Origin of the sequence: Seleniivibrio sp., assembly GCF_021209385.1 — a bacterium.
Classification (GTDB): Bacteria; Chrysiogenota; Deferribacteres; order Deferribacterales; family Geovibrionaceae; genus Seleniivibrio.
On sequence record NZ_JAJOIL010000031.1, the window covers coordinates 33897 to 55126 of the forward strand.

The 21230-nt window shown below is 45.8% G+C and carries 21 protein-coding genes; 9 read left to right on the plus strand and 12 right to left on the minus strand.

Going from position 1 to position 21230, the window contains the following annotated elements; translation table 11 throughout:
- Positions 1–18: 18 nt before the first annotated feature.
- The 8 genes from LRY47_RS10595 to LRY47_RS10630 form a co-directional block, all read right to left on the minus strand.
- Positions 19–795, minus strand: coding sequence for an enoyl-CoA hydratase-related protein (locus tag LRY47_RS10595; protein WP_295225139.1), 777 nt, complete (start codon positions 793–795; stop codon positions 19–21).
- 114 nt (positions 796–909) lie between these two features.
- On the minus strand, positions 910–2115 hold the full coding sequence (locus LRY47_RS10600) for a rhodanese-like domain-containing protein (RefSeq protein ID WP_295225140.1): 1206 nt from the start codon (positions 2113–2115) through the stop codon (positions 910–912).
- A 420-nt stretch (positions 2116–2535) separates the two neighbouring features.
- Positions 2536–3759, minus strand: coding sequence for an NrfD/PsrC family molybdoenzyme membrane anchor subunit (nrfD, locus tag LRY47_RS10605; RefSeq protein WP_295225142.1), 1224 nt, complete (start codon positions 3757–3759; stop codon positions 2536–2538).
- 14 nt (positions 3760–3773) lie between these two features.
- Positions 3774–4331 (minus strand): 4Fe-4S dicluster domain-containing protein, encoded by a 558-nt coding sequence (locus tag LRY47_RS10610; RefSeq protein WP_295225146.1) that lies wholly within the window; start codon positions 4329–4331, stop codon positions 3774–3776.
- A gap of 11 nt (positions 4332–4342) precedes the next feature.
- Positions 4343–6661: a molybdopterin-dependent oxidoreductase gene (locus LRY47_RS10615; protein ID WP_295225148.1), complete on the minus strand. Its 2319-nt coding sequence runs from the start codon at positions 6659–6661 to the stop codon at positions 4343–4345.
- Between the two features lie 395 nt (positions 6662–7056).
- A complete protein-coding gene (locus LRY47_RS10620; protein WP_295225151.1) occupies positions 7057–7518 on the minus strand; it encodes a DUF134 domain-containing protein in 462 nt (153 codons plus the stop codon).
- A 364-nt stretch (positions 7519–7882) separates the two neighbouring features.
- Entirely contained in the window at positions 7883–9820 is a 1938-nt protein-coding gene (locus LRY47_RS10625; RefSeq protein WP_295225154.1) for a DUF3373 domain-containing protein, read from the minus strand.
- A gap of 136 nt (positions 9821–9956) precedes the next feature.
- Positions 9957–10649, minus strand: coding sequence for a molecular chaperone TorD family protein (locus LRY47_RS10630; protein WP_295225157.1), 693 nt, complete (start codon positions 10647–10649; stop codon positions 9957–9959).
- A 373-nt stretch (positions 10650–11022) separates the two neighbouring features.
- Here LRY47_RS10630 and LRY47_RS10635 point away from each other — a divergent pair, with 373 nt between their 5' ends.
- The 7 genes from LRY47_RS10635 to LRY47_RS10665 are packed head-to-tail and all read left to right on the plus strand — an operon-like array spanning position 11023 to position 16212.
- A complete protein-coding gene (locus LRY47_RS10635; RefSeq protein WP_295225160.1) occupies positions 11023–11460 on the plus strand; it encodes a DUF2318 domain-containing protein in 438 nt (145 codons plus the stop codon).
- Positions 11461–11468: 8 nt separating this feature from the next.
- Positions 11469–12386 (plus strand): ABC transporter permease, encoded by a 918-nt coding sequence (locus tag LRY47_RS10640; RefSeq protein ID WP_295225162.1) that lies wholly within the window; start codon positions 11469–11471, stop codon positions 12384–12386.
- 32 nt (positions 12387–12418) lie between these two features.
- Positions 12419–12631, plus strand: a complete 213-nt coding sequence (locus tag LRY47_RS10645; protein WP_295225164.1) for an FtsX-like permease family protein — start codon at positions 12419–12421, stop codon at positions 12629–12631.
- Between the two features lie 9 nt (positions 12632–12640).
- Entirely contained in the window at positions 12641–13321 is a 681-nt protein-coding gene (locus LRY47_RS10650) for an ABC transporter ATP-binding protein (protein WP_295225166.1), read from the plus strand.
- A complete protein-coding gene (locus LRY47_RS10655) occupies positions 13299–14366 on the plus strand; it encodes an ATP-binding protein (protein WP_295225168.1) in 1068 nt (355 codons plus the stop codon). Before LRY47_RS10650 ends, LRY47_RS10655 begins: the two co-directional genes overlap by 23 nt.
- Positions 14363–15688 carry a sigma-54 dependent transcriptional regulator gene (locus LRY47_RS10660; protein ID WP_295225171.1) on the plus strand — a complete coding sequence of 442 codons (1326 nt, stop codon included), beginning with the start codon at positions 14363–14365 and terminating at the stop codon, positions 15686–15688. Before LRY47_RS10655 ends, LRY47_RS10660 begins: the two co-directional genes overlap by 4 nt.
- A gap of 2 nt (positions 15689–15690) precedes the next feature.
- Positions 15691–16212 (plus strand): PH domain-containing protein, encoded by a 522-nt coding sequence (locus LRY47_RS10665; RefSeq protein WP_295225174.1) that lies wholly within the window; start codon positions 15691–15693, stop codon positions 16210–16212.
- Positions 16213–16242: 30 nt separating this feature from the next.
- Here the strand turns inward: LRY47_RS10665 and LRY47_RS10670 are convergent, their stop codons facing one another.
- The 4 genes from LRY47_RS10670 to ablA form a co-directional block, all read right to left on the minus strand.
- The gene (locus LRY47_RS10670; protein WP_295225176.1) at positions 16243–16629 is read right to left on the minus strand and encodes a hemerythrin domain-containing protein; all 387 of its coding nucleotides are present in this window, start codon (positions 16627–16629) and stop codon (positions 16243–16245) included.
- Between the two features lie 73 nt (positions 16630–16702).
- A complete protein-coding gene (locus LRY47_RS10675; RefSeq protein WP_295225178.1) occupies positions 16703–17311 on the minus strand; it encodes a MarC family protein in 609 nt (202 codons plus the stop codon).
- Positions 17308–18123 (minus strand): putative beta-lysine N-acetyltransferase, encoded by an 816-nt coding sequence (gene ablB, locus LRY47_RS10680; protein WP_295225180.1) that lies wholly within the window; start codon positions 18121–18123, stop codon positions 17308–17310. The genes LRY47_RS10675 and ablB overlap by 4 nt, the downstream gene beginning before the upstream one ends.
- Positions 18116–19426: a lysine 2,3-aminomutase gene (gene ablA / locus LRY47_RS10685; RefSeq protein WP_295225182.1), complete on the minus strand. Its 1311-nt coding sequence runs from the start codon at positions 19424–19426 to the stop codon at positions 18116–18118. The genes ablB and ablA overlap by 8 nt, the downstream gene beginning before the upstream one ends.
- Before the next feature lie 165 nt (positions 19427–19591).
- Here ablA and LRY47_RS10690 point away from each other — a divergent pair, with 165 nt between their 5' ends.
- Both LRY47_RS10690 and LRY47_RS10695 read left to right on the plus strand, forming a co-directional pair.
- A complete protein-coding gene (locus LRY47_RS10690) occupies positions 19592–20143 on the plus strand; it encodes a DUF2939 domain-containing protein (protein ID WP_295225184.1) in 552 nt (183 codons plus the stop codon).
- A gap of 220 nt (positions 20144–20363) precedes the next feature.
- Complete coding sequence (locus LRY47_RS10695) at positions 20364–21227, plus strand: hypothetical protein (RefSeq protein WP_295225186.1); 864 nt, start codon at positions 20364–20366, stop codon at positions 21225–21227.
- Positions 21228–21230 lie beyond the last annotated feature (3 nt).

Here is a 21230-nt window from a genome sequence, read left to right on the forward strand (position 1 = left end):
ATGTAATTTGTTGGTATTTTACCTAAGTTTCCATTCGGCTTTGCGTTTTTCAAAGAAAGCTCGGATGCCTTCCGCGGCGTCTTCAGTTTTGCAGAGACCTGCGAAGACTTTTGATCCGTTGTCTATGGATGCATGGAATCCCATGTCGTATGTGGCGCTAAGTCCTATCTTTCCTGCCGCAACAGCCAGAGGGCTTTTGGATGCCAGTTTGTCGGCTATTTCTTCTGTTTTCGCCTCAAGCTCATCATCAGGTACCACCCAATTCACAAGCCCAAGCTCAAGCGCCTGCTGTGCCGTGAGCTGATCGCCCAGAAGTATCATCTCCATAGCCTTCTTTTTGCTCACAAGCTTTGAAAGCGGAACGCCGGGACCTGTGCATATCAGTCCTATATTGACAGCAGTTGTGCCGAACCGCGCCGATTCCGCAGATATCGTCATGTCGCACCCGAAACTGAGGCTGGCTCCGTTTGCTACACAATAACCTTTCACCGATGAGATAACTGGGGTTCTCATGTTTGCTATGGTATGGTTGTGCCTGTCCATAAGTGAGATGAATTCAAGCAGTTTTGAATCTTCGACCTTTTCCAGTTCGTGCAGGTCTATTCCCGTGGAAAAATGCTTTCCGTTGTTCTTAACGATTACGACACGAACCTCGTCGTCTTTGTCAAAATCTTCCAGTGCCTTGTTAAGCAGGAGTGCGAATTCTTCCGAAAATGTATTGTATGCGTCGGGACGGTTCAGAATGATGTAGCCTTTGTGACCTGATTTTTCAGTGATTATTACAGAATCGCTCATATTTTTACCTTCTGCTAAAACTATGTTATATTATAGTTGTTTTTTCGGGAGTAACAAGCATAAAAAAAAGGCGGAGCGTAAGCCCCGCCTTTTAAAGACGAAATTTCGTCGTGATTACTTAGCAGTACATTTACCGCCTGAACAGTTGACATATGCGTCAAGGAAATAGAATCTTGACATGTCGGGCAGTTTACATGTGTCTTTTAGGAAGTCATAAACTTCCATTGCGCGTCCGCCGGAAGCACAGTGGAATATAACATAGCCTGTTTTGGGGAGTTTCGCTGTAAAAGCGGGGCATCCGTTTGCAGTCTCTTTGGAAGAGATGTTGATGGAGCCGGGGAAAACGCCGTCGGTAAGTTCGTTTGCGTTGCGCACGTCAACGATTGTCACGTCAGCGGGTCTTTTTGCCGGGTCAGCAACAGTTGACATAAAGTAAGCTGTGCTTATGATGCCGGGTTCATCGCCCTGAGGCAGTCCGCCTGTTGCTGCGGGAGCAGCAGCTTTGGGTGCTTCAGCGGGAGCTGCAACTTTGCCTGCGGGCGCAAGGGGATATCCTGCCGCCTGCCACTCAGGAACGCCGCCTGCATAAACCTGAACGTTTTTGTATCCGAGTTTGAACATCTGCTCTGCTACAAAGTGAGATTTTTCACATTTGAATCCGCCGCAATAGGGGATATAAAGAGCCTCTTTGTCAGCGGGAAGATTGACCTTTGCAGTTGCCCACTCAGTGTCGGGAATGCTTATAGAACCGGGAATGGAGCCTTTGGCAAAAATCTTTGCGGGGCGTGCGTCTATGAAGACTGCTTTGCCGTTGTCAAAGAATTTTTTGGCTGTGTCGATAGTTATTTCGCCGTAGTTTTTTGTCTGCCAGTCGGGCATACCGTCAAGATACATCTTAACGTTTGTATATCCCTGTTCTTTCAGATGTTTTGCTACGATGAGCGATTTTTCGCATTTAACGCCGCCGCAGTATGTCACTATGTAGGCATCTTTTGCGAGACCGAGTTTTTCAAATGCAGGCCAGTATTCAGCTATTGCTGTGTCTGACAGAAGGAAAGCTGTGGGAATATGAGATGCGGCAAAAACCTTTGCGGGGCGCGCATCAATGAGTGTGCCTCTGGTCTTGTCGTAGACGCCGTTACCGACTATCTTGTTGACTTCGTCAAACTTAACCAGTTCAACTTTGGCAGCTTTTGCCATGTCAGCAACACTAGCTGCCTCGGCGGCTTTGGCTGGTGCGGCGGGAGCTTTTGCAGCTTCTCCACAGCCCATAACAAAAAGAGCCGCAATCAGCGAGAGAACAATAAACAGTCTGCTCATAAAACGCATAAAACAACCTCCAACGTTTTTAATGCACTGTTGTCCATAAACTCAAACAAAGTTTGTTTATGATGTATATTAATATACAGAAATTCATATATTCTGTATACTGAATACAGTATGCAATCGTATTTAGCTTTACTTACAATGAAATAAAAAAATGAGGAACTGGTTTGTGAGTATCAACTGATGTTTTGATTATACACATCTGTATATATTTTTCAATGCATATTACATGTATTATAAAATAATACGTAAAAAATCGACGGGATTTCTTATCAGCTTTCTGAAATTTAAAAAAAACGGATTTTTTTGAAAGGTTATTCGGTTTATCATTCGTCGGATTTGAGAAAAAATCTGTTGAACTGGAAAAAGAAAAGGCAGCCCGAAGGCTGCCTTTTATATTTGTCTGTGAATATCTTAGTGATGTTCAGGCGTTTTCAGGTCGAGGAATTTTTCAGCGCTGAAATACATAAACATCGCCGCACCTATACCGAGGAGGAAAATTCCCCATTCGGCTATGGACGGTGAATATATCGCGAGACCGTTAACGTTTGCATGTACACCGGAACCGTCAGTTGCCGCGCGCATAACGGGCATCTGACCTGCCACTATGTAGTTAACCCTTGTGAAATAGAGACCTATCATGAACACAAGTCCTGCGATTCCGTATCTTGTTGTGTTTCCTTTTGCTGTTACAAGCAGAAGAAGGGGAATTATCACTGCCAGAAGCATCTCGCCAATCCAGAAGTTAGCCGCCAGAGGTCCTGCTATGAGAGCCATTGCGGACTCATATGAACCTGCGGGCTGTGTGAAGATGGATGTGAGGAACTTCCAGACATACATAAGCATCATTATGCCGATACCGCCGCCCATGAGTTTTGCAAGCGCATTCATGGAAGGCTTGAACTCTTCGGGGATGCTGAATCTGTATGCGATGTTATGCACAAGCATAAGCAGAGCCGCACCCGCTGTTATGCCGGAAACCACGAGGAACAGAGGGAAGTGTACGCCGTACAGCCAGGGACGTGCGGTGAGTGAACCGAACACGAAACCGAGGTTGCTTGTCGCAAGCGTACCGACTACCATTGCCGCAAAGCCGAGCATGGCGGCAGTTCTGTGGTCTTTTTCAGTGGGGTGCGCTTTGAAAGCATAGTAAAGCTCAAGAGCGAGTATCACAAGTTCTATTGAATAGAACACGCCCATCCAGAGGATAGGTGCTGTGAAGTTGGGAGAAAGCATCATCCAGATGATCATGCGGACGGGGTGCCCGAGTTCCATAAGGATCTGAGTGAAACCTGCAAGCAGAACCAGTGTCGCAAGGACAACTATGCGTCTGCCGATTTTTGCGAAGTTCTCAAATCCGAATGCGTGTCCGAGACCGCCTATGAAGGCGAGACCTGTTGATGTGATAACAAAATATGCGTATGTTCCGATGAGCATACCCCACGGCACCTCGCGGTTGACCGCATACATTTGTTCGTGACCTTTCACAAGCACAATAACTGCTGTTACAGCGCCTATGCCCGCCAGAACCAGACCTATAAGGATCAGGGGCATGACAGGGATATCTTTGTTGAAGGTAATCAGGCTTTTAAGAGCCGCTACCATTCCTTGTTTTGTTTCAGTATCGTGAGCTGACATTCTTTCCTCCGTCCTTACTTGATGATGTAGAACAGTCTGGGTCTGGTATTTTTTTCTGGCTTAAGCTGATATGTATCATGCTTTGCCAGCAGCTTCGCAGCTTTAGAGTTCGGGTCGTTCAGGTCGCCGAAAACTCTTACCTTTGTGGGGCATGTTTCCACACACGCGGGCTCTCTGCCTTCGGGAAGTCTGTGATAGCAGAAAGTACATTTTTCAATAGCGTTGTGAACCTCGCTTACGAACCTTGCATCATAGGGGCAAGCTGTCATACATGCTTTGCAGATGATACATTTTTTATAGTCGATGAGAACCACACCCTCGTCTGTTTTGTACGTTGCGCTTGTGGGGCATACGCTTGCACAGGGGGTGTTTTCACAGTGCTGGCACTGTGAAGGTTCAAAATCCAGACGGAGATTGGGGAATGTGCCTTTAAGCTCTTTTTCCGCAACCCATATTCTGTATTGTTCGTCGCCAACCTCAACGCCGTTCTCAAACTTGCAGGCGACTGTACATGCCTTGCAGTTAAGGCATTTTTTAGCATCTAATACGATTCCGTATTTTTTCTGACTCATTTCAGCCTCCCTTAAGCCTTAGCGATTGATACAAAAGTTTCGTGCATTGCGGCGTTGCCGGAAATAGGCTCGAGGTAATCCTCAAGTATAGCCGCCTGTGATGCGCCTTTTTTGTATACAAGGCTGAGTTGGGGTGAAAGTCGTCCGAAGCCGTGGGCGAAGAACACGCAGTCTTTGCGTATCTTCTCTGTTGAGAAGACCTTTACGGTCTGCTCACCGACAGAGCTTTTAACGGTGACATAGTCGCCGGAAATAACGCCTATCTTCCTGGCTTCGGCAGTGTTTATCCAGATAACGTTCTCTTTCTGGATTTCCCACAGATATTCGTTGTTCTGTGTGCCTGTGTGTGTATTGAAACCGTGACGTCCGAGGATCATACGGTATTTGCCGGGCTCGGGCTGGCGGGGTGCCGCATAGATGGGCAGGGGGCTCAGACCTTTGTCGGCGTATTTAACGTTTGCAAGCTCTATCTTTCCGGTTCTGGTTTTAAAGCGGAATTCGGGGTTGCGTGTTTTGCCGTATGATGCTTCGTCTGTGAGGTAGAAAACTCCCTCTTTCATCATCTGCTCGTATGCGCCAGGGTGATCTGCGAGCTGATGTTTGATGTATTCTTCCAGAGGCTGACCGAAGATGTCTTCGGCAACGTCCATTTTGAAGTCTTCAACTTCCATTTCGTCAGCATCGTCCCAGAGTTCAGGCAGTTTCAGCATTTCATTGATGATGCCGCCTGCTATCTCGAACATGGATTTTGTGCCGAAAACAGGTTCGACGACCGGCTGACGGAATGTTGCGATGGGCCATATGCTGGCAAGGTTGTGAACAGAATCCCAACGCTCAAGGTAGGTTGATTCCGGAATAACAAGGTCTGCGAAGTATGCAACCTCTGTCATCTGGATATCAATTACAGCCATGAACTTGATCTTTTTCAGCATCTCCATTGTTTTTGCACGGTTAGGCACTGCTTCTATGAAGTTCTGTTTGTAAACGATCATTGCCTCAACAGGATAGGGATCCTGTGCGATGATGGCGTCTCTGAATCTCAGCCAGCTACCATCTTTTTCACCGAGATATGCGACACTGTCAGTGGGCATATTGTCAGACCTTTTATCCTGAGGCAGTCTGTTTTTGACAGATGATGCAACGTCGATACGGTCGTCGGTCATTTCAAAATAAGGGAAGAGCGGGTCGAGGTTTTTAAGCGGTACAGACGCTTTGGGGCAGATACCGCCGGGTGCATCCCAGCAGCCGCATATGGCTGTGAGGATGGCGCAGGCTCTGCGGAAGTAGACGTCGTTGACATACCAGCTTGTTCTTCTGCCGGGGTATGCAACTGCAGCAGGTGCAGCCTTTGCAAATTCTCTTGCAACCCAGCGGATTTCAACAGCGGGAATTTCGCACTCTTTTTCCGCCCATTCGGGAGTGTGGGGTGCGATCATTGTTTCAAGGTCTGCAAAACCGTCGCAGAACTGTTCAACAAACGCCGCGTCGTAAAGTTTTTCTGTTATGATAACGTTGATAACGCCGAGAACGAACGCAAGGTCGGTTCCGGGTTTGACGGGATACCATTTATCCGCCTTTGTCGCTGTGTTTGTGAAGCGGGGGTCGAGATAGATGAGCTTCGCGCCTTCGGGTTTATATTTAACAAAGTCGATTGAGTCGGGAGTAACGATAGCTTCCGCTCTGTTTGCTCCGAACATGATAACGAACTTTGAATTTTTAAGGTCAGCATCAGGGTATACGCCGTACACTGATGACCATCCCTGAATAACAGAGGACAGACAGAGAGTGGGGTGGCGTACGGTATTTGTTGAACCGTAAGACTGAACAAGGTATTGGAACATTTCTTCCTGAAAACCTTCTGATGATGCGAAGGCAACGGAGCTTCTGTTCTCGTTTTTAACTTTGAACTCTTTCAGTTTTTCTGCAACAAGTTTAAACGCCTCTTCATAGGAAATTTCTTTCCATTTTCCCTCGCCTCTTTCGCCCACGCGAAGCAGAGGTTTGGTGAGTCTTTCGGGGTTATATGGTTCTTCAGCGCCTGCGTTTCCTCTTGCGCAAAGCATGGCACGGCTCTTGAAAAACTTAGGATTGGGGTTAAGTTTTTTAAGTCTGCCGTCCACGACATGAGCGAAGAAACCGCATTTGTTAACGCACATTTCGCAGCTTGACGCTATGTGCTTTTCTCCTATCTCACCGGTGGGAGCGGGCGAATGTCCGCTTGCCACAGCTTTGAGAGTGGAGAGGTTTGCAGCAACGAGGCCGGCTGCAACAACACCGCCCGAGGCTGCGAGGAACTTTCTACGGCTAACATTCATACCGGAAAGCGTCATAGGGGGACCTCCTAATTGTGTAACAACATCAGTATCTTAAAAATACTATTCGTACATCTCTATGTATACGGTATACAATATACAGATTTTCATACATTTAAGCAAGTGATTTCTGGTATTTTTTATTGATTTTTAAACGTTGTTAGATTTTTATATAACGTTTTAAATGGTTCATATGAAAAGGCTAAAATCAGATGTATTATCGCCTTGTGTTTAAGTATGCTCCGTTTAAAACGGACGCACGTGTATTCTCTTTTGTTATAATTTACTTAAATTAGGACATGTATGGGTTTATTTGAACGTATTGATTTATTAATGTATATTTGGGATGGGAATTTCAGAAAAAAGTATGAACGCCGTGCCTGCAAAAAAATCAGACACGGCTCAAATTTTTTTCAGAGAACCTTATTAACTTTTAAGGGACATTCGCAGTATTTGCCGCATCGTTTCATTTTGATAACCTCATGAGAACCGCATTTTTCGCACACAGTGTCTTCCTCTGACTGGCAGAATCCCTGACACCATTCATGCCCGCACTCAATACATTTCAGGTCGCGTTCGCATATTTCTATATTGCTGTCATATGCGATGCTGAGGATAAAGCCGTTGATGAGAGCGTAGGTTACCGATTGTCTTGCCTGTTCGATAATGCGTCCGAAGGTCTGTCTCGAAACACCCATCTGATCGGCGGCGTCGTTTTGGGACAAACCCTCCAGATCTGCGAGGCGCATAGCCTCAAGCTGGTCAGCCGGAATTGCTATAACTTTTGAATCTCTTGTCTCGTCAATGTTCACAGGACCAAAAGCCTTGTATGTCAGCCTGTGCTTGACAAGTCTCTTTTTTACAGGACGTGCCATATTTCTTCCTTTCGCGCATCGTAATAAAATAGTTGAAAATAAAGTTAATACCTTAATGCGCTGATTTATTCAGGTTTATCAACAAACAATACAAAAAACTGATTTCCGCACCAAATGAAGCGTCAGCATCTTTGCGTCTTGAAAACAGTTATGTGTAATTTGTAATAAACTCATGTTTACTCATAATGTACGCATATGTATAAACGCGCATAAACTAATATACTATCATCAATACCTGATTTCTATAGATATTCAAGAATTAAATTTGCAAAATTTGATTTAATACTAAAAACTATTTGTTATGAATAAAAAAGAAAAGGCAGCCCAAAACGGGCTGCCCTTCTCACAAAAAACCTACAGGGGATTAATATCTGTAAGTGAAGGAAGCGTAGAATTTCTCAACTTTGTCAGCTACTGCAGTCATAGTGTTGAAAGCAGTTGCATCGGAAATTTTAACAGGCGCGCCAAGGTAGCTGCCTGAGTTGGTGTATTCGTAGTCATAGTACTGGTAGCCGAGTGTTGCGAACAGTTTGTCGCCAACGATGGGCTGGTGATAGTAAAGTTCGTAAACATCACCGCGTACGGCAAGTTTTGAACCTACGAGGTCATCTTCCGCACCTGTCATAGCAACCCAGTATTTAGAACCGTGGTTGTACTCGAATCCGAGTTTACCGCCTGTAAGGGGCAGTTCAGGAGTAGAGACGCCAACCCAGTAGCTCTGACCGTTTTTGCTGCTGTCTGAACCAAGCAGTGTGTCCTGATTCATGAACTGGTACATTGCACTGTTTGATGTGTTGCCGTTGGGGTGAGATTTGCTCATGGAGTATGATGCAAACCAGTCAAATCCGAAAGACTTGCCCTGTGCAAGGAATGAATGCCATTCCATGTCACCGAGGTCGGCAGTTGCTTCAGTTCTGGAAGATGAACCTGAAGTATTCATATCAAATGTGAAAGCATCATAGCTTCCATCAAGATTATAATCTGTACCTGTGATGCTGTAAGGCATAACAGTTGAACCTGTGAAACCGTCTGTGACACCGAATCCTCTGGCGTAGTTGTACCAGAATTTGTAAGTTTCGTCGTCATAGAACTTAACGATGGTTCCGAAGAACTCAACGTCATCCACAGAGGGAGTTGCAATAAGTCCGTTGTTCGCGCTTGTGGCGTTGCTTGAACCCCATCCGGATTCATAGCCTTTACCGTAGCAGAACTTGATGAATGAGCCGGGCAGTGCTTCGATAACGTTTTCAAAGTCGAACTGGAGTGAACCGCCGTCGAACTGCCACTGGATTATATGCGCAAGGGGAGAACCGCCCTGTGTTGCATTGTTGCGGAGTTCTTCGCCGGGACCGTAGTCGGAAGGTCTTCTACCGAAAGAGAAGTGATAGGGGATGGGTCCCATATCATTTTTGTAAACGAAGTAAGCTCTTTCAACGTGGATTTTGTCGTCAGTGGGGATAGCGCCGGAGTTTCCGTCCATGTTCATGGAGTTGTATGTTCCGTTGAACCAGCGCGCGTCAGTTGCGTCGCCCCATGTTTTGTACATAACCAGACGACCGGTGAAAGAAAGGTTTTCATTAACGGAGCTGTTAAGACGTATACGCAGCTTGTTAGTGAATATGGTGTCGTTGTTGTGGTCGTATTTACGGGGTGACATAGCGGAAAACATTGATTTCATCATGTTTGCTTCAGAAGCAGATATGGTGTTGCTGTCCATAACCTGTGACATGTAAACCATAAGTGCGGCTATGTACTGACCTGTTGTTCCCATAGCCTGAAGGTCTGTGCTGGCAGAGTATACGTTACCGATAGCGGTGGCGTTGCTTGCCTGCCATGACTGCATTTCGGGAGAGCTGAAAGCCGCCTGACCTTCTGCTGATGTTACATAACCGTAAGCGAAATTCATGAAATCCGCACCGTATGTGTTCATCCATGCATCGTTGAAACCGTCGCCGTTTGTATCCCAGTCAGTTGTTACGCCTGTGAAGGCACCGGTATCATCCATTGCATCGCCGTTGATCATATAGCCTTGCAGCCAAAGCCCCATCATATCGTTGGTCATAGCATCCATGGCTCTCATGTCTTCATAGCTGATGCTGTCAACTTTTGTTCTCAGTTCTATGCCGATATCAACTTTATCTTTGATACGGTGAACTTCGTTTTTGTCAACACGCTGAGACATTGTGTTGATCTGGTTTTGAAGATCTGAAATCTGACCTTTCAGCTCCTCAAGGGTGACATCCGCTGCATAGGCAGAAGCAGCGAACATCGTAAGGAGAATAAATGACAATACTTTCCTCATACAATACTCCCTATAGTATTACGAACGGTCTGTATGGAACCGCCATATATAAAAGGGCATAAGAAAGATTTACCCTTTTAATTCCTTCATCATTCCACGGATTCCATTCATGGAATCGTGACATCTATTTCAGGCGTTATTCGGTAACGGCGAGAACCTCTTCAAGAATTCCGTCAACATCATTCATGAAGTTTTCAAGCAGCGCGGCAGCGGCGGCATAGAAGGGCATTTCCTTTCTCTGCTGCACAAGTTTTGCAAATTCATCTGTCATAACGGCGCCGTATGTGCCTGTAAGTTTGTAAAGAATCTGCAGTGTCGCGTACCATTTTTCTATGTTTTCGGGCTGAGCCAGTCTTCCGAATATTGCTGAAAGAAATTCAAGAACTATGAATATGTTGTCTTCGAGGTCGGATGTTTCGGCATCCAGAACGAATCCTTCGGATGCCATCCACTCTCTTATTTTGAAAGTGCTTTCACCGTAGAGGGTTTTGTTTTCCTCTGTGTAATATGAAATATAGGGAACTACTTTGCTCCCTTTGAAGTCCTGCTTGAAGAGTTTGATAAAGTCGCTCTGCATTTCTGTCTGATCGTAAAGATGAGGAAAATCCTCTGTATATTCACTTATGAAATCGCTGAATGAACTCCAGTTGTCTTTTAAAAGGTCGTAAACATTATCGTCGGGATAACGGAAAAGCAGCGACAGAAACATGGATGAGTTAGCAAGTGCTGTGAAGGGGGTTGTGTCGATGTCTGCGTCTTTAAGCATCTCTTTGGCAGCATCAAAGTCACCGTCAGTAATATTCTTTTTAAAATCCATATATGCAAGCATATAAATAAACCTTTTAAACGTGAGTTCTTTTTGACATGTGTTTCTGTCTTCATAATTCTATTTTCTTTTTTATATTTGTAAAGCCAAATATATATATTTTCCGCATACATGCATACTTTGATATGGAGATATAGGGTTATTTTAATGCATGGAAATCTCTATATATCTCTGGGATTTGACATATCTAAAACAGTCAAAAAATGACCTGTTACTGAATTTTTTATGGAGAATAATCTTCGGGAGCATGTAAATAAAATGTAGAATATTCTGCGTTATTTTTGGGCTGTTTTTATAAGTATCTGACATTTTACAACTTCTTTTTCAGGCATACAGGTTGCTTTAAAATATCCCGAAAAATATAACGGAGGAATTGATGCGTAAACTTGTATATTTTCTTTCTGCACTGACACTTGCTCTCGTGCTGTCTGCTTGCGGGCAAACAGGCAAATACAAAGAGCTTAAGGCTCAGAACGGCTTAATAACAATACCCGAATCCGAAGTGAGCGACACTCAGGCACACTACTACTCAACAGTTGTTGACGGGAAAGAGATCAAATTTTTCCTTGTACGTGCTGAGGACGGAATAGTCCGCGCGGCGTTTGACGCTTGCGACGTCTGCTATCCCGAAAAGAAAGGGTACAGGCAGGAAGGCGACGTTATGGTTTGCAACAACTGCGGTCAGAAATTTGACACCAGCAAGATCAACGAAGTCAAAGGCGGATGCAACCCTTCACCTCTGCACAGAGAACTTGACGGCAAACAGATAACTATCAAAGTTGACGATATCCGCTCCGGCGGCATGTACTTCTAGGGTGACGCATGAACATATTCACGCTGCCTTTCAGAAATCTTAAACGGAAGCTTTTGCGTACGGGAATACTTGTTGCGGTGTTTACGCTGGGTATCCTTTCCGTGGTGCTGCTTTATAATGTTTCCCGCTCCATCGGACACTCTCTTGAAGAGAAGATGACAGCGTTCGGCGCGAATGTGGTCATATATCCTAAAACTGAATCTCTTAAGATAAGCTACGGCGGATTTTCCATGGGAAATCTCGCATATCAGGTGAAATATCTCCCTGAAAAAGAGACCGTCGAAGCTATACATGGCATTGAGCTGAATAAAAATATAAGTACCGTCGCCCCGAAACTTCTTGAGCTTATACACTATAAAAACAAACCGGTGGCGGTGGTCGGAGTTATTTTTGCGCAGGAGTTGCGCATAAAAAGTTATTGGTCGGTCATGGGGGGAGTACCTGCAAAGACCGACGAAATTATCGCTGGAAGCAAGGCGGCTGAACACCTGGGACTCAAAACCGGAGACACCATACCTGTAGGAAACAAATCATTCGTGGTTTCAGGTGTTCTCAAGCCCACCGGAACCGAGGACGACAACAGTCTGTTTGCTGATCTTCATGGTCTTCAGACGGCGGTAAACAAGCCCAACCTGATAAATTACGCTGATGTCGCTGCCCTCTGCGCCGGCTGCCCTATTGAGGACATTGTTCATCAGATATCAAAAAAACTGCCGGATACCGAGATAAACGCCATGCAGAACATCGTTAAACAGCGGATGGCGACCATCCAGACGGTTAAGCACCTTGTGCTTGGACTGGGCGGAGTCATACTGCTTACGGCGTGTTTCATGCTTGCGATGTTCATGCTTGCTGCTGTCAACGAGCGCAAAAACGAAATCGGTATATTGCGCGCTCTTGGTTATTCGGGGGTAAGATATTCATAATTTTCAGTTTTGAATCTCTTATCATAGGTGCGTTGTCGGGCATACTCGGCTATGCCGGAGGCTATCTCGGCAGCGGTGAGCTTCTGAAGATCCTTTCTCTGGGTGAGAATGCTCACATAACATTCAACTGGTTCCATCTGCTTGTTACGGTTGCCGCCGTATCGGCACTTTCCGTCTGTGCATCGGCATTTCCGGCGCTTAAAGCCGCACAGATGCGCCCGACGGATGCATTCAGCAGGATTTAGGGGGAAATGATGCTTAATCTGAAAGATATACACAAGACATTCACAGCTGACGGTGTTTCGGCGAAGGTGCTGAAAGGCGTAAGCATAGACGTTGCGGAAGGGGAGTTTGTCAGTATCGTCGGTAAATCCGGTTCCGGAAAAAGTACGATGATGAATATAATGTCTACACTTCTTGAACCCGACAGCGGAAGCATAATGTTCAACGGCAGGGAGCTTACAACGGCATCCGCCTCTGAGATAAACAGTGTAAGACGCAACGATATCTCGGTGATATTTCAGGCATACCACCTGTTTCCGTATCTGACGGCGGCAGAGAACGTTCTTCTGCCCTATATGCATGGGCTGAGACCCATCGGAAAAGCACTGCGCGAAGAGGCTTTTAAGATTCTTTCCAGTGTCGGACTTGAGGGCAAAGAAAACCGCCTTCCAGGAAAACTTTCCGGCGGCGAACAGCAGAGAGTCGCCATTGCGCGGGCTCTCATAAAGAAACCTTCCGTTCTGTTTGCGGACGAACCCACCGGAAGTCTTGATAGCAAAACAGGAAATGCTATAATAGATTTACTGAGGGAGCTGAACAGCACCGGACTTGCCGTTGTGATGGTGACGCACTCACCCGAATACGCTAAAGCAGGGCATACGATCGTCAGTATGGAGGACGGACTGGTAAGTGGAATTGAAAAGAAAGCCTGACAAAGACACACTGATATCCATCGGCATAATAATACTGTCCACGGCGGTTGTGACATATTTTCACTACAGCGTGCCGTCACATTTCAGCGCCGTGCATCTGGCGCACTACTACATATTTTATATAATTGTCATATACGCCGCCTTTAAATTCGGTTTTAAAGGCGGTGTTATCGTTGCCGCTGCAATGACGGTGATATACAGTCCAAATGCCTACATAGGTGTTTTTTCCGGACACTTCGGTCATCACCACGTCCCTTCACTTGTTGAGATATCCATGATATATGCGGTTGGAATAGTGTCCGGCTATTTTTCAGGTAAACTTAAAGACGAAAAGCTTAAGGTGGAACAGATGTCCGCCGAAAAGCTCCTCCTTGAAAAGAAGATGGCGCACGACGACAGACTGCGCTCGCTCGGTCAGTTAAGTGCTGGCATAGCCCACGAGATACGCAACCCCCTTGCCGCTATTAAGTCGGGCATTGCCATGATAAAGAGCGGCAAGACAGACCCGCAGATCACTGATATTCTGGAATCGGAGATAGAGAGGCTCAACAGCTTCGTCAACAGGTTCCTGCAATACGCCCGTTTTGGCAATAATGACCCGTGCGATATAGTGGTTTCTTCGCTTCTGGCGGAGGTGGAGGAACTTTCAAAACTTTCCGCATCACGCAGGGATGTGGAAATAACGGTTGAAAATCCCCTGCCGGAGGGTTTCACTGTGTTCGGCGATAAAAACTCACTGAAACAGGCGCTTCTTAACCTTGTGCTTAACGGAGTGGACGCTGTTGAAGGTGTGGAGAACGGCAGGGTGAGCCTCGCTGCCGGACATGAGTACGGCTGGACATTTTTTGCCGTGACAGACAATGGATGCGGTGTTGAGAATAAAGACAGGATATTTGAACCTTTTTTCACGACAAAGGACGACGGAACAGGGCTGGGGCTACCCATCGCAGGGAGCATAGCAAATGCGCACGGCGGAGAGATAACCGTCAGTTCGGGCGCTGACGGCACGGTCTTTACAATGTATATACAGGACAGACATAAATGAGCGTTTTAATAATTGAAGACAACGTTTCCCTTGCAACGCTGGTTTCCATGTTCCTCACAGGTGAGGGCGTGGCGAACGAGGTTGTGAACAACGGATTTGAAGGGATGGCAAAACTTGCCGAAAGCAGTTATGATGTTCTTGTCACGGATATCCGTCTGCCTAAAATTTCGGGTATGGAGATATTTGAAAAATCGAAACAGTTATATCCTGATATGCCTGTGATTATAATGACTGCCTTCGGAAACATACCCGATGCGGTTGCCGCTATAAGAAACGGCGCATATGATTACATAACAAAGCCGTTCGAGAATGAAGACCTTCTGAACGCCATTAAGAAAGCCATTGAAGTCAGCAGTATCCGCAGAGAGAACAGCAGACTTAAGCAATATATGAAAGAAACAAACATGCCGAGGATGGCTGGAAGCAGTCCTGCGTTCAAGGCGATGCTGAAACTCGCCGAGACGGTAGCTCCGACGGATGCTCCGGTTCTGGTGCTTGGCGAGAGCGGAACGGGCAAGGAGCTTGCCGCCAGATATGTCCATGCGAAAAGCGCCCGCTCCGATAAACAGTTTATAGCTGTGAACTGCGCGGCTATTCCCGAACAGCTTTTTGAAAGCGAACTTTTCGGACATAAGAAAGGTGCTTTTACAGGAGCGGACAGGGACTATAAGGGCAAAATAGCGGAGGCTGAGGGCGGTACGCTGTTTCTGGATGAGATAGGGGAGATGCCCCTTTCAGTTCAGGTGAAACTTCTGAGATTTCTGCAGGAATCGGAAATTCAACCTGTTGGGGCGACGCTGCCCGTTAAGATAGATACGCGGGTGGTTGCAGCCACCAATAAAGACCTTAAAGAGATGATCGGAAACGGAACTTTCAGGGAAGACCTTTATTACAGACTGGATGTGTTCCCTGTGGACGTTCCTTCGCTGGAACAGCGAAGAGAGGATATCGGTGAGCTTGTTGAACTGTTCTCAAAGAAATACGGTTCAAAGGTCACTTTCTCGAAAGAAGCGCTGACTAAACTAGCCAATGCCCGCTGGAAAGGCAACATACGCGAGCTTGAAAATACGGTCTATCGTCTCTGTATCCTTAAAGGGCAGGGCGAAGTATCGGCAGACGATATAAAGGCGGACAGTGCGGATATTGTTACCTGTATGAACGTTCATCTGCCGGATGAGGGACTTGACCTTGAAGAGATGGAGAAGACCATCATAACCCGCGCACTTGCAAAGTTCGGCGGCAACAAAAGCCGCACAGCTAAATACCTGAATATACCGCGCCACGTGCTTCTTTACAGACTGGAAAAATACGGGATGGAATGACAATGAGCTATATCGAAAATATCGTTAAACCCGATGAAAAGATCATCTGCATAAACAGGGTAAAAGTTTTTCCGCTTGTTCTGCCCATGATGTTCGGAGCGTTTCTTGTTCTGGTGGCTTTCAGCGGATTTGCAGTGGTTTCTTCATGGGGGCTTGGCTTTAGAGGAATATATGCAGTTATCCTGCTTGCCGGGCTGTATCCTTTCTTTTTTACATTCATGCATTACAAGAATACCGAAATTGGCTTTACAGATAAAAGATTTATAGTGACTCGCGGGATACTCAGAAGAAACGTTGTTCAGCTTGATACGACAGAAGTCAATCTGCTGGTGGCGGGTAAAGGTATTTTCGGCAGGCTTATGAATTACGGAACAATAGCCGTGTTCGCTTCCGGCGGTCTGATGGCTGTTGTTAAAGGCGTTGCCGATCCGGAAGCGCTTGTTTCAAAGTTACAGGATTTTCAGGACTACGAAGAGAGTCCGGATAAGGGCAGCAGGATTCTGCTCAACGGTCTTCCTATGTAAAAAAGGGCACCCGAAAGCGCCCGTAATTGCTTATGCTCCCATTTTTTCATAAAGCGGATAAAGCTGTATCTCCTCTCTGCGGATACGCATTTTGAGGGTAGAGACTATTCTGCCCAGTTCTTTTGCGTATTCCATATCGTTTTTTGATGTTTCAAGCCTGTTTATGAAATTCAGAATAGAGCCTGTAAGCCCTTTCATTTCCACTGCGAATTCGTTTGCAGTAATCGCTGAACCGCTTTTAGCAAGAACAGGATATAGCTTTGTATCCTCTTTTTGAAGATGGTCGGATAGGAGTTTTTTACCTTCCAGCAGTTTTCTGCGTCCGGCATCAGTGACAAGTCCGAGATCCTGTGTCTCCTGAAGTATCTTAAGCAGTTGTTCGTGATCCTTTTTGAGTTCGTTGATAAGAGTGTTCATAATAGCCTCCATATTTCTGTTTTCTGAGGCTATAATAGTATTTTTTTGAACGGCTTCCTTTGATTCAGATCAATTATGACCTGATTATGTTGATTATCCCTGTTTTAATCATTTCAACTCCGAACGCCCCCATGAAGAAAGCGTTGATACGGATAAATATTCCCAGAAATTTATCGAAGGCTACAGTTATTTTGTCGTTCAGATGGTAGCGGATCACAGCCAGAGTGCCTATAACGATGAATGCAACTGTAGCTGCGGTCAGGTTGACCGCGGTGGCGCCGACTGCGCTCATTTTACTGCCCAGCAGGATACATACGGATATAGTGCCTACGCCGGTCATAAAAGGCATTGCTATTTCGGATGCCAGATCGTCCAGACTTCCGCGTATGTTTATCAGCGCGCGTCCGCCGTGCATGATTGACATCAGGGAGATGCTCAGAAGAACTATTCCGCCGAAGATGCGGAATGAGTTGAAGTCTATTTTGAGCATTGTTCTGAACATCCACTCCCCGCCGAATGTGAATATCAGGTTGATCGACAGGGAGATAATGGTCGCTTTGAAAAGGACGCGCAGAAAATCGCGCTCGGAAAGGTTCTCGCGCACCGGCGCAAGATACATAAAGATACCGATCGGGTTGATGATAGTTACAAGAAACAGCATTTCCTGTACAAAGTTATTCATTCGTGTTTATACCATACGTTCATGCTTTCCATGCCTCCGCCGATGTTCGTGTTGTTGAACAGTGTTCCGGTAAAGGTGTAGCCGCATCCTGCGAATGTTTTGTTCATCCCGTAAGATACGCTTCTTGCTATGGTATAGTAACATTTAACCCCATCGACGGAAAGGCTTTTTTCCAGTTCTTCATTCAATGCCGCTGCCAGACCGAGCCTGCGGTATTCCTCAAGAGTGGCGAAATCGCTCATTTCCGCATATGTTCTTTCGCTGTCTGTTTCCGCGCTGGCTGCCGCTATGAGCTTTTCACCTGAAAAAACACCGTAGTAGCGCATATTTCCAGCCATAGTTTCGCGCAGGTATCCTGATTCATATATTGGGAATGGGTAGGTTTCAAATACCAGTCTGTAAAGTTCGGCGAGTGCATCGGCGTCATGCTCGGTCAGTTTGCGCATATGCATATCTGTGCTGTGATATCTTATGCCTGTTTTTTCCGCCTCTTTCAGCACATCGGATATTATCACGCCGTTTTTGACAGCCATGCGCTCCGCTTTAAGATATTTCACCATAAAAGATACTCTGTTTCCAGATTTAAGGGGGAAAAATGCTTCGCATGTGTATCCGTTATCAGAGAAAATGCCTGTATGTTTATTCTTAACCTTTGCGATTATTTTTGAGTAGTCCGCTTTCAGAGCCATTGCCTCTGTTTTTGAGAGATCAGACAGGCTGAAAGCAGAGCCTAATTCTGTCAGGTATACTCTGTCGCTGAATTTTCCGTGATGCATGGAGGCGTTGTATCTGTTTTCCAATGTGTCAGTCATTGCTCCTCCTTTTGATGCGTTCATTGTCTTCGGGAATCAGCGCTATCCGTTCGTCATAGTCCGCCATGAGCTTTTCAATACCTACCAGCGGAAGATATTCCGAGCCTTCTGTGTTGAACTGCAGGTTGCAGTCGGTACAGTTGCGGTCGCAGTATACGGGGGTGTAGCTGTCCGGTTCTTTGTAAGTGCAGATTATGCCTTCGTAGTTTCGCAATATCACTTTGTTGGTTGACCATGAAACGATGTAGTTCGGTGATACAGGGATTTTTCCGCCGCCGCCGGGAGCGTCTATGACGTATGTCGGCACTGCAAATCCGCTGGTATGTCCGCGCAGAAGCTCGATTATTTCGATACCCTTGCTGACGGGGGTTCTGAAGTGTGAAAGACCTTCGGAAAGGTCACACTGATATATATAATAGGGACGCACGCGATGTTTCACAAGTTTGTGCATCAGTGATTTCATTATCACAGGGCAGTCGTTGACACCTGAAAGAAGGACAGTCTGGTTGCCCAGCGGTATCCCTGATTTTGTAAGTTTTCTGAGAGCCGCCACAGCGGATTCTGTTATCTCCCTTGGGTGGTTGAAATGTGTGTTAATCCAGAGATTGTCATACTTGGACAGAATATCGGCAAGCCTGTCGGTTATTCTGTACGGAAGCACGACAGGCATCCTAGTGCCTATGCGCACCACCTCGACGTGAGGGATGGAAGTTATCTCGTCAAGAAGCCATTTTAGTTTGCTGTCGGAAAGCATCAGCGGATCGCCGCCGGATATCAGAACGTCGCGGACCTCTGTATGTTCCCGGATGTACTGCAGCCCGCCTTCCAGAAGCTCTTTGGACGGGATGGTGTCTCTGTCTCCCACTTTACGTTTTCGTGTGCAGTGTCGGCAGTACATGGCACACATACTGCTCACATGAAACAGCACTCTGTCAGGGTATCTGTGCGTAATGGAGTGAACGGGGCTGTCATGGTCTTCGCTCAAAGGGTCTGCCATGTCCCATGTGTCGATATTAAGCTCTTCAACGGAGCAGAATGATTGTCTGAATACCGGATCATCTTTAAGGTTATTTCTGTCGATAAGCGAGGCGTAGTAGGGGGTGATTGCCATAGGAAATTTTTCGAGGGTTTTCTGCATCATATCCCGTTCCGATCGCTCAAAACGGATGTCCATGATACTCTCGAAATCCTCTATGGTGCGGATACTGTGGCGCAGCTGCCATTTCCAGTCTTTCCAGTCGTTAATGTTTGAGTCCGGGTTAAGACTCTCAGCAATTTCCTGCTGATGTTTCGTATAAATCATAGTATCTCCGTGTTTAATAAATTCAACATATAAAATTTATGCATGAAATATATTATGCGAAAATTTCTGTTTTGTCAAGTTAAGTGCGAATTATAATTAACATTACATTGTGTTGAAATCCTTTCCATAGTGGTGTAGTGTCATTTAAAAATTACGAGGTTATTTATGAAAAAGAGAATTTTTTCTATTGCAGCTTTCGTTGTAATCTTCTTTGCAGTGTACTTTGCGTCCCCCTTTTATGCGTTATATTCAATAAGGTCGGCTGGGGAAGAGGGCAATGCCGAGAAGCTTTCAGGATATGTCGATTATCCTAAATTAAGAGAAAATCTTAAAGCAACTTTTAATGCTAAAGTTGCCGAAGAGCTTGCAAAAAATGAAGATGCAGGCGCCTTAGGTGCTCTTGGGTCTGCTTTTGCATCCAGTATTGTGGATCAGCTGGTTGACAGTCTTGTTACTCCGGAAGCTCTTGCTATGGTAATGAAAAACGGAATAAAGGCAAAAGATGAGAATGTGGATGCCGGACAGTCTGATGATGATCAGGGAACGGAAAACACTGCGTCTGCAAAAGATTCTGCAAAATCTACGGATTATTCGAGCGGTTACAGAAGCCTGAATAAATTTGCGTTCACAATCACACAGGACGGTGACGATCCGGTAAGCATGATATTTGAAAGAAACGGACTGTTTTCGTGGAAACTGGTGGAAATGGAAATTTAATTCAGTTATCCAGCATTTTTACTTAAATCATCATTGAAAGCCGACTTAAGCTCTTTTCATAAAAGAAGTTTAGTCGGCTTTTTTCCATCATTAAAAATCAAAATACTTTATTACTCATATAGTGAACTTTTGTGCTGTCTCATGATCAATGTTTTCTATTTGACAATTAATTAAACAGGTGGGTATGATTGTATATCCTGATTATGAAAGGAGGCTCAATATGGGTAGTGACAAACCCGGGATCAGCTTATTGCCTGTGGAGGCGTATTCTCTGGATTCTGCCTATGTAGTTCCAAACTCCACCCACTCTTTTGTCGTTGGCAAGAACGACAGAAGCATCCAGTGGACGAATTTCGGGAGGGGCTGGGGAACTTCGGATCCGAAAACACTGGTTGCCACTGTAAACACCTACAAGGAATGGCTCATGACCTATGTTCCGCCCGGCACGGAAGGAACCAAAGGCGGGATACATTTCTGCGTGAACGGTGTGTGTCACACTCTGGCAAATAGAGAGCTGCTTGTTGCCGATGCATCGGCGGATGTGCGTCAGGCGGCAAAAGACGAATATGCGGTCTTCTTTTTCGGAAAATACGGAATGGGGCTTGATCAGCTCAGACAGCTTCTTGTAAATGCTTATAATACTGTCACCGCGGGTTACGCTGATAATCTGAACGCTTACAACACGGTGATGAACAGGCTTAACAATTATATTGATGACGAGCTTCTGGCATGGCGTAAAATTGCTATTGATGAGGCAGGGATAGATGTGGACGGTATTCTGGCGAAAAGCCCGCAGGCAGGGCTTGAAATAGCCAGACAGCGTTTGCAGGCTTATGTGACGGCAAGAGAGGCGATATATGCTAATTATCTCGCCGGCAGACTGGATCAGCACGGAGTGCAGCTTAAAATTAAGTCTACAATACTTCAGCATACTTCGGATTATCTGAACTGGCTCAGCACTATACACTATATCAGCGAGTCGGATAAAAACACCTATATCAATCGTATCTCCGCGTTTCTCGACAGATATATACAGAGTGTACGCGCTATGGCTCTGCATGTCGAAAGCGGAAATATGCTTTAACGG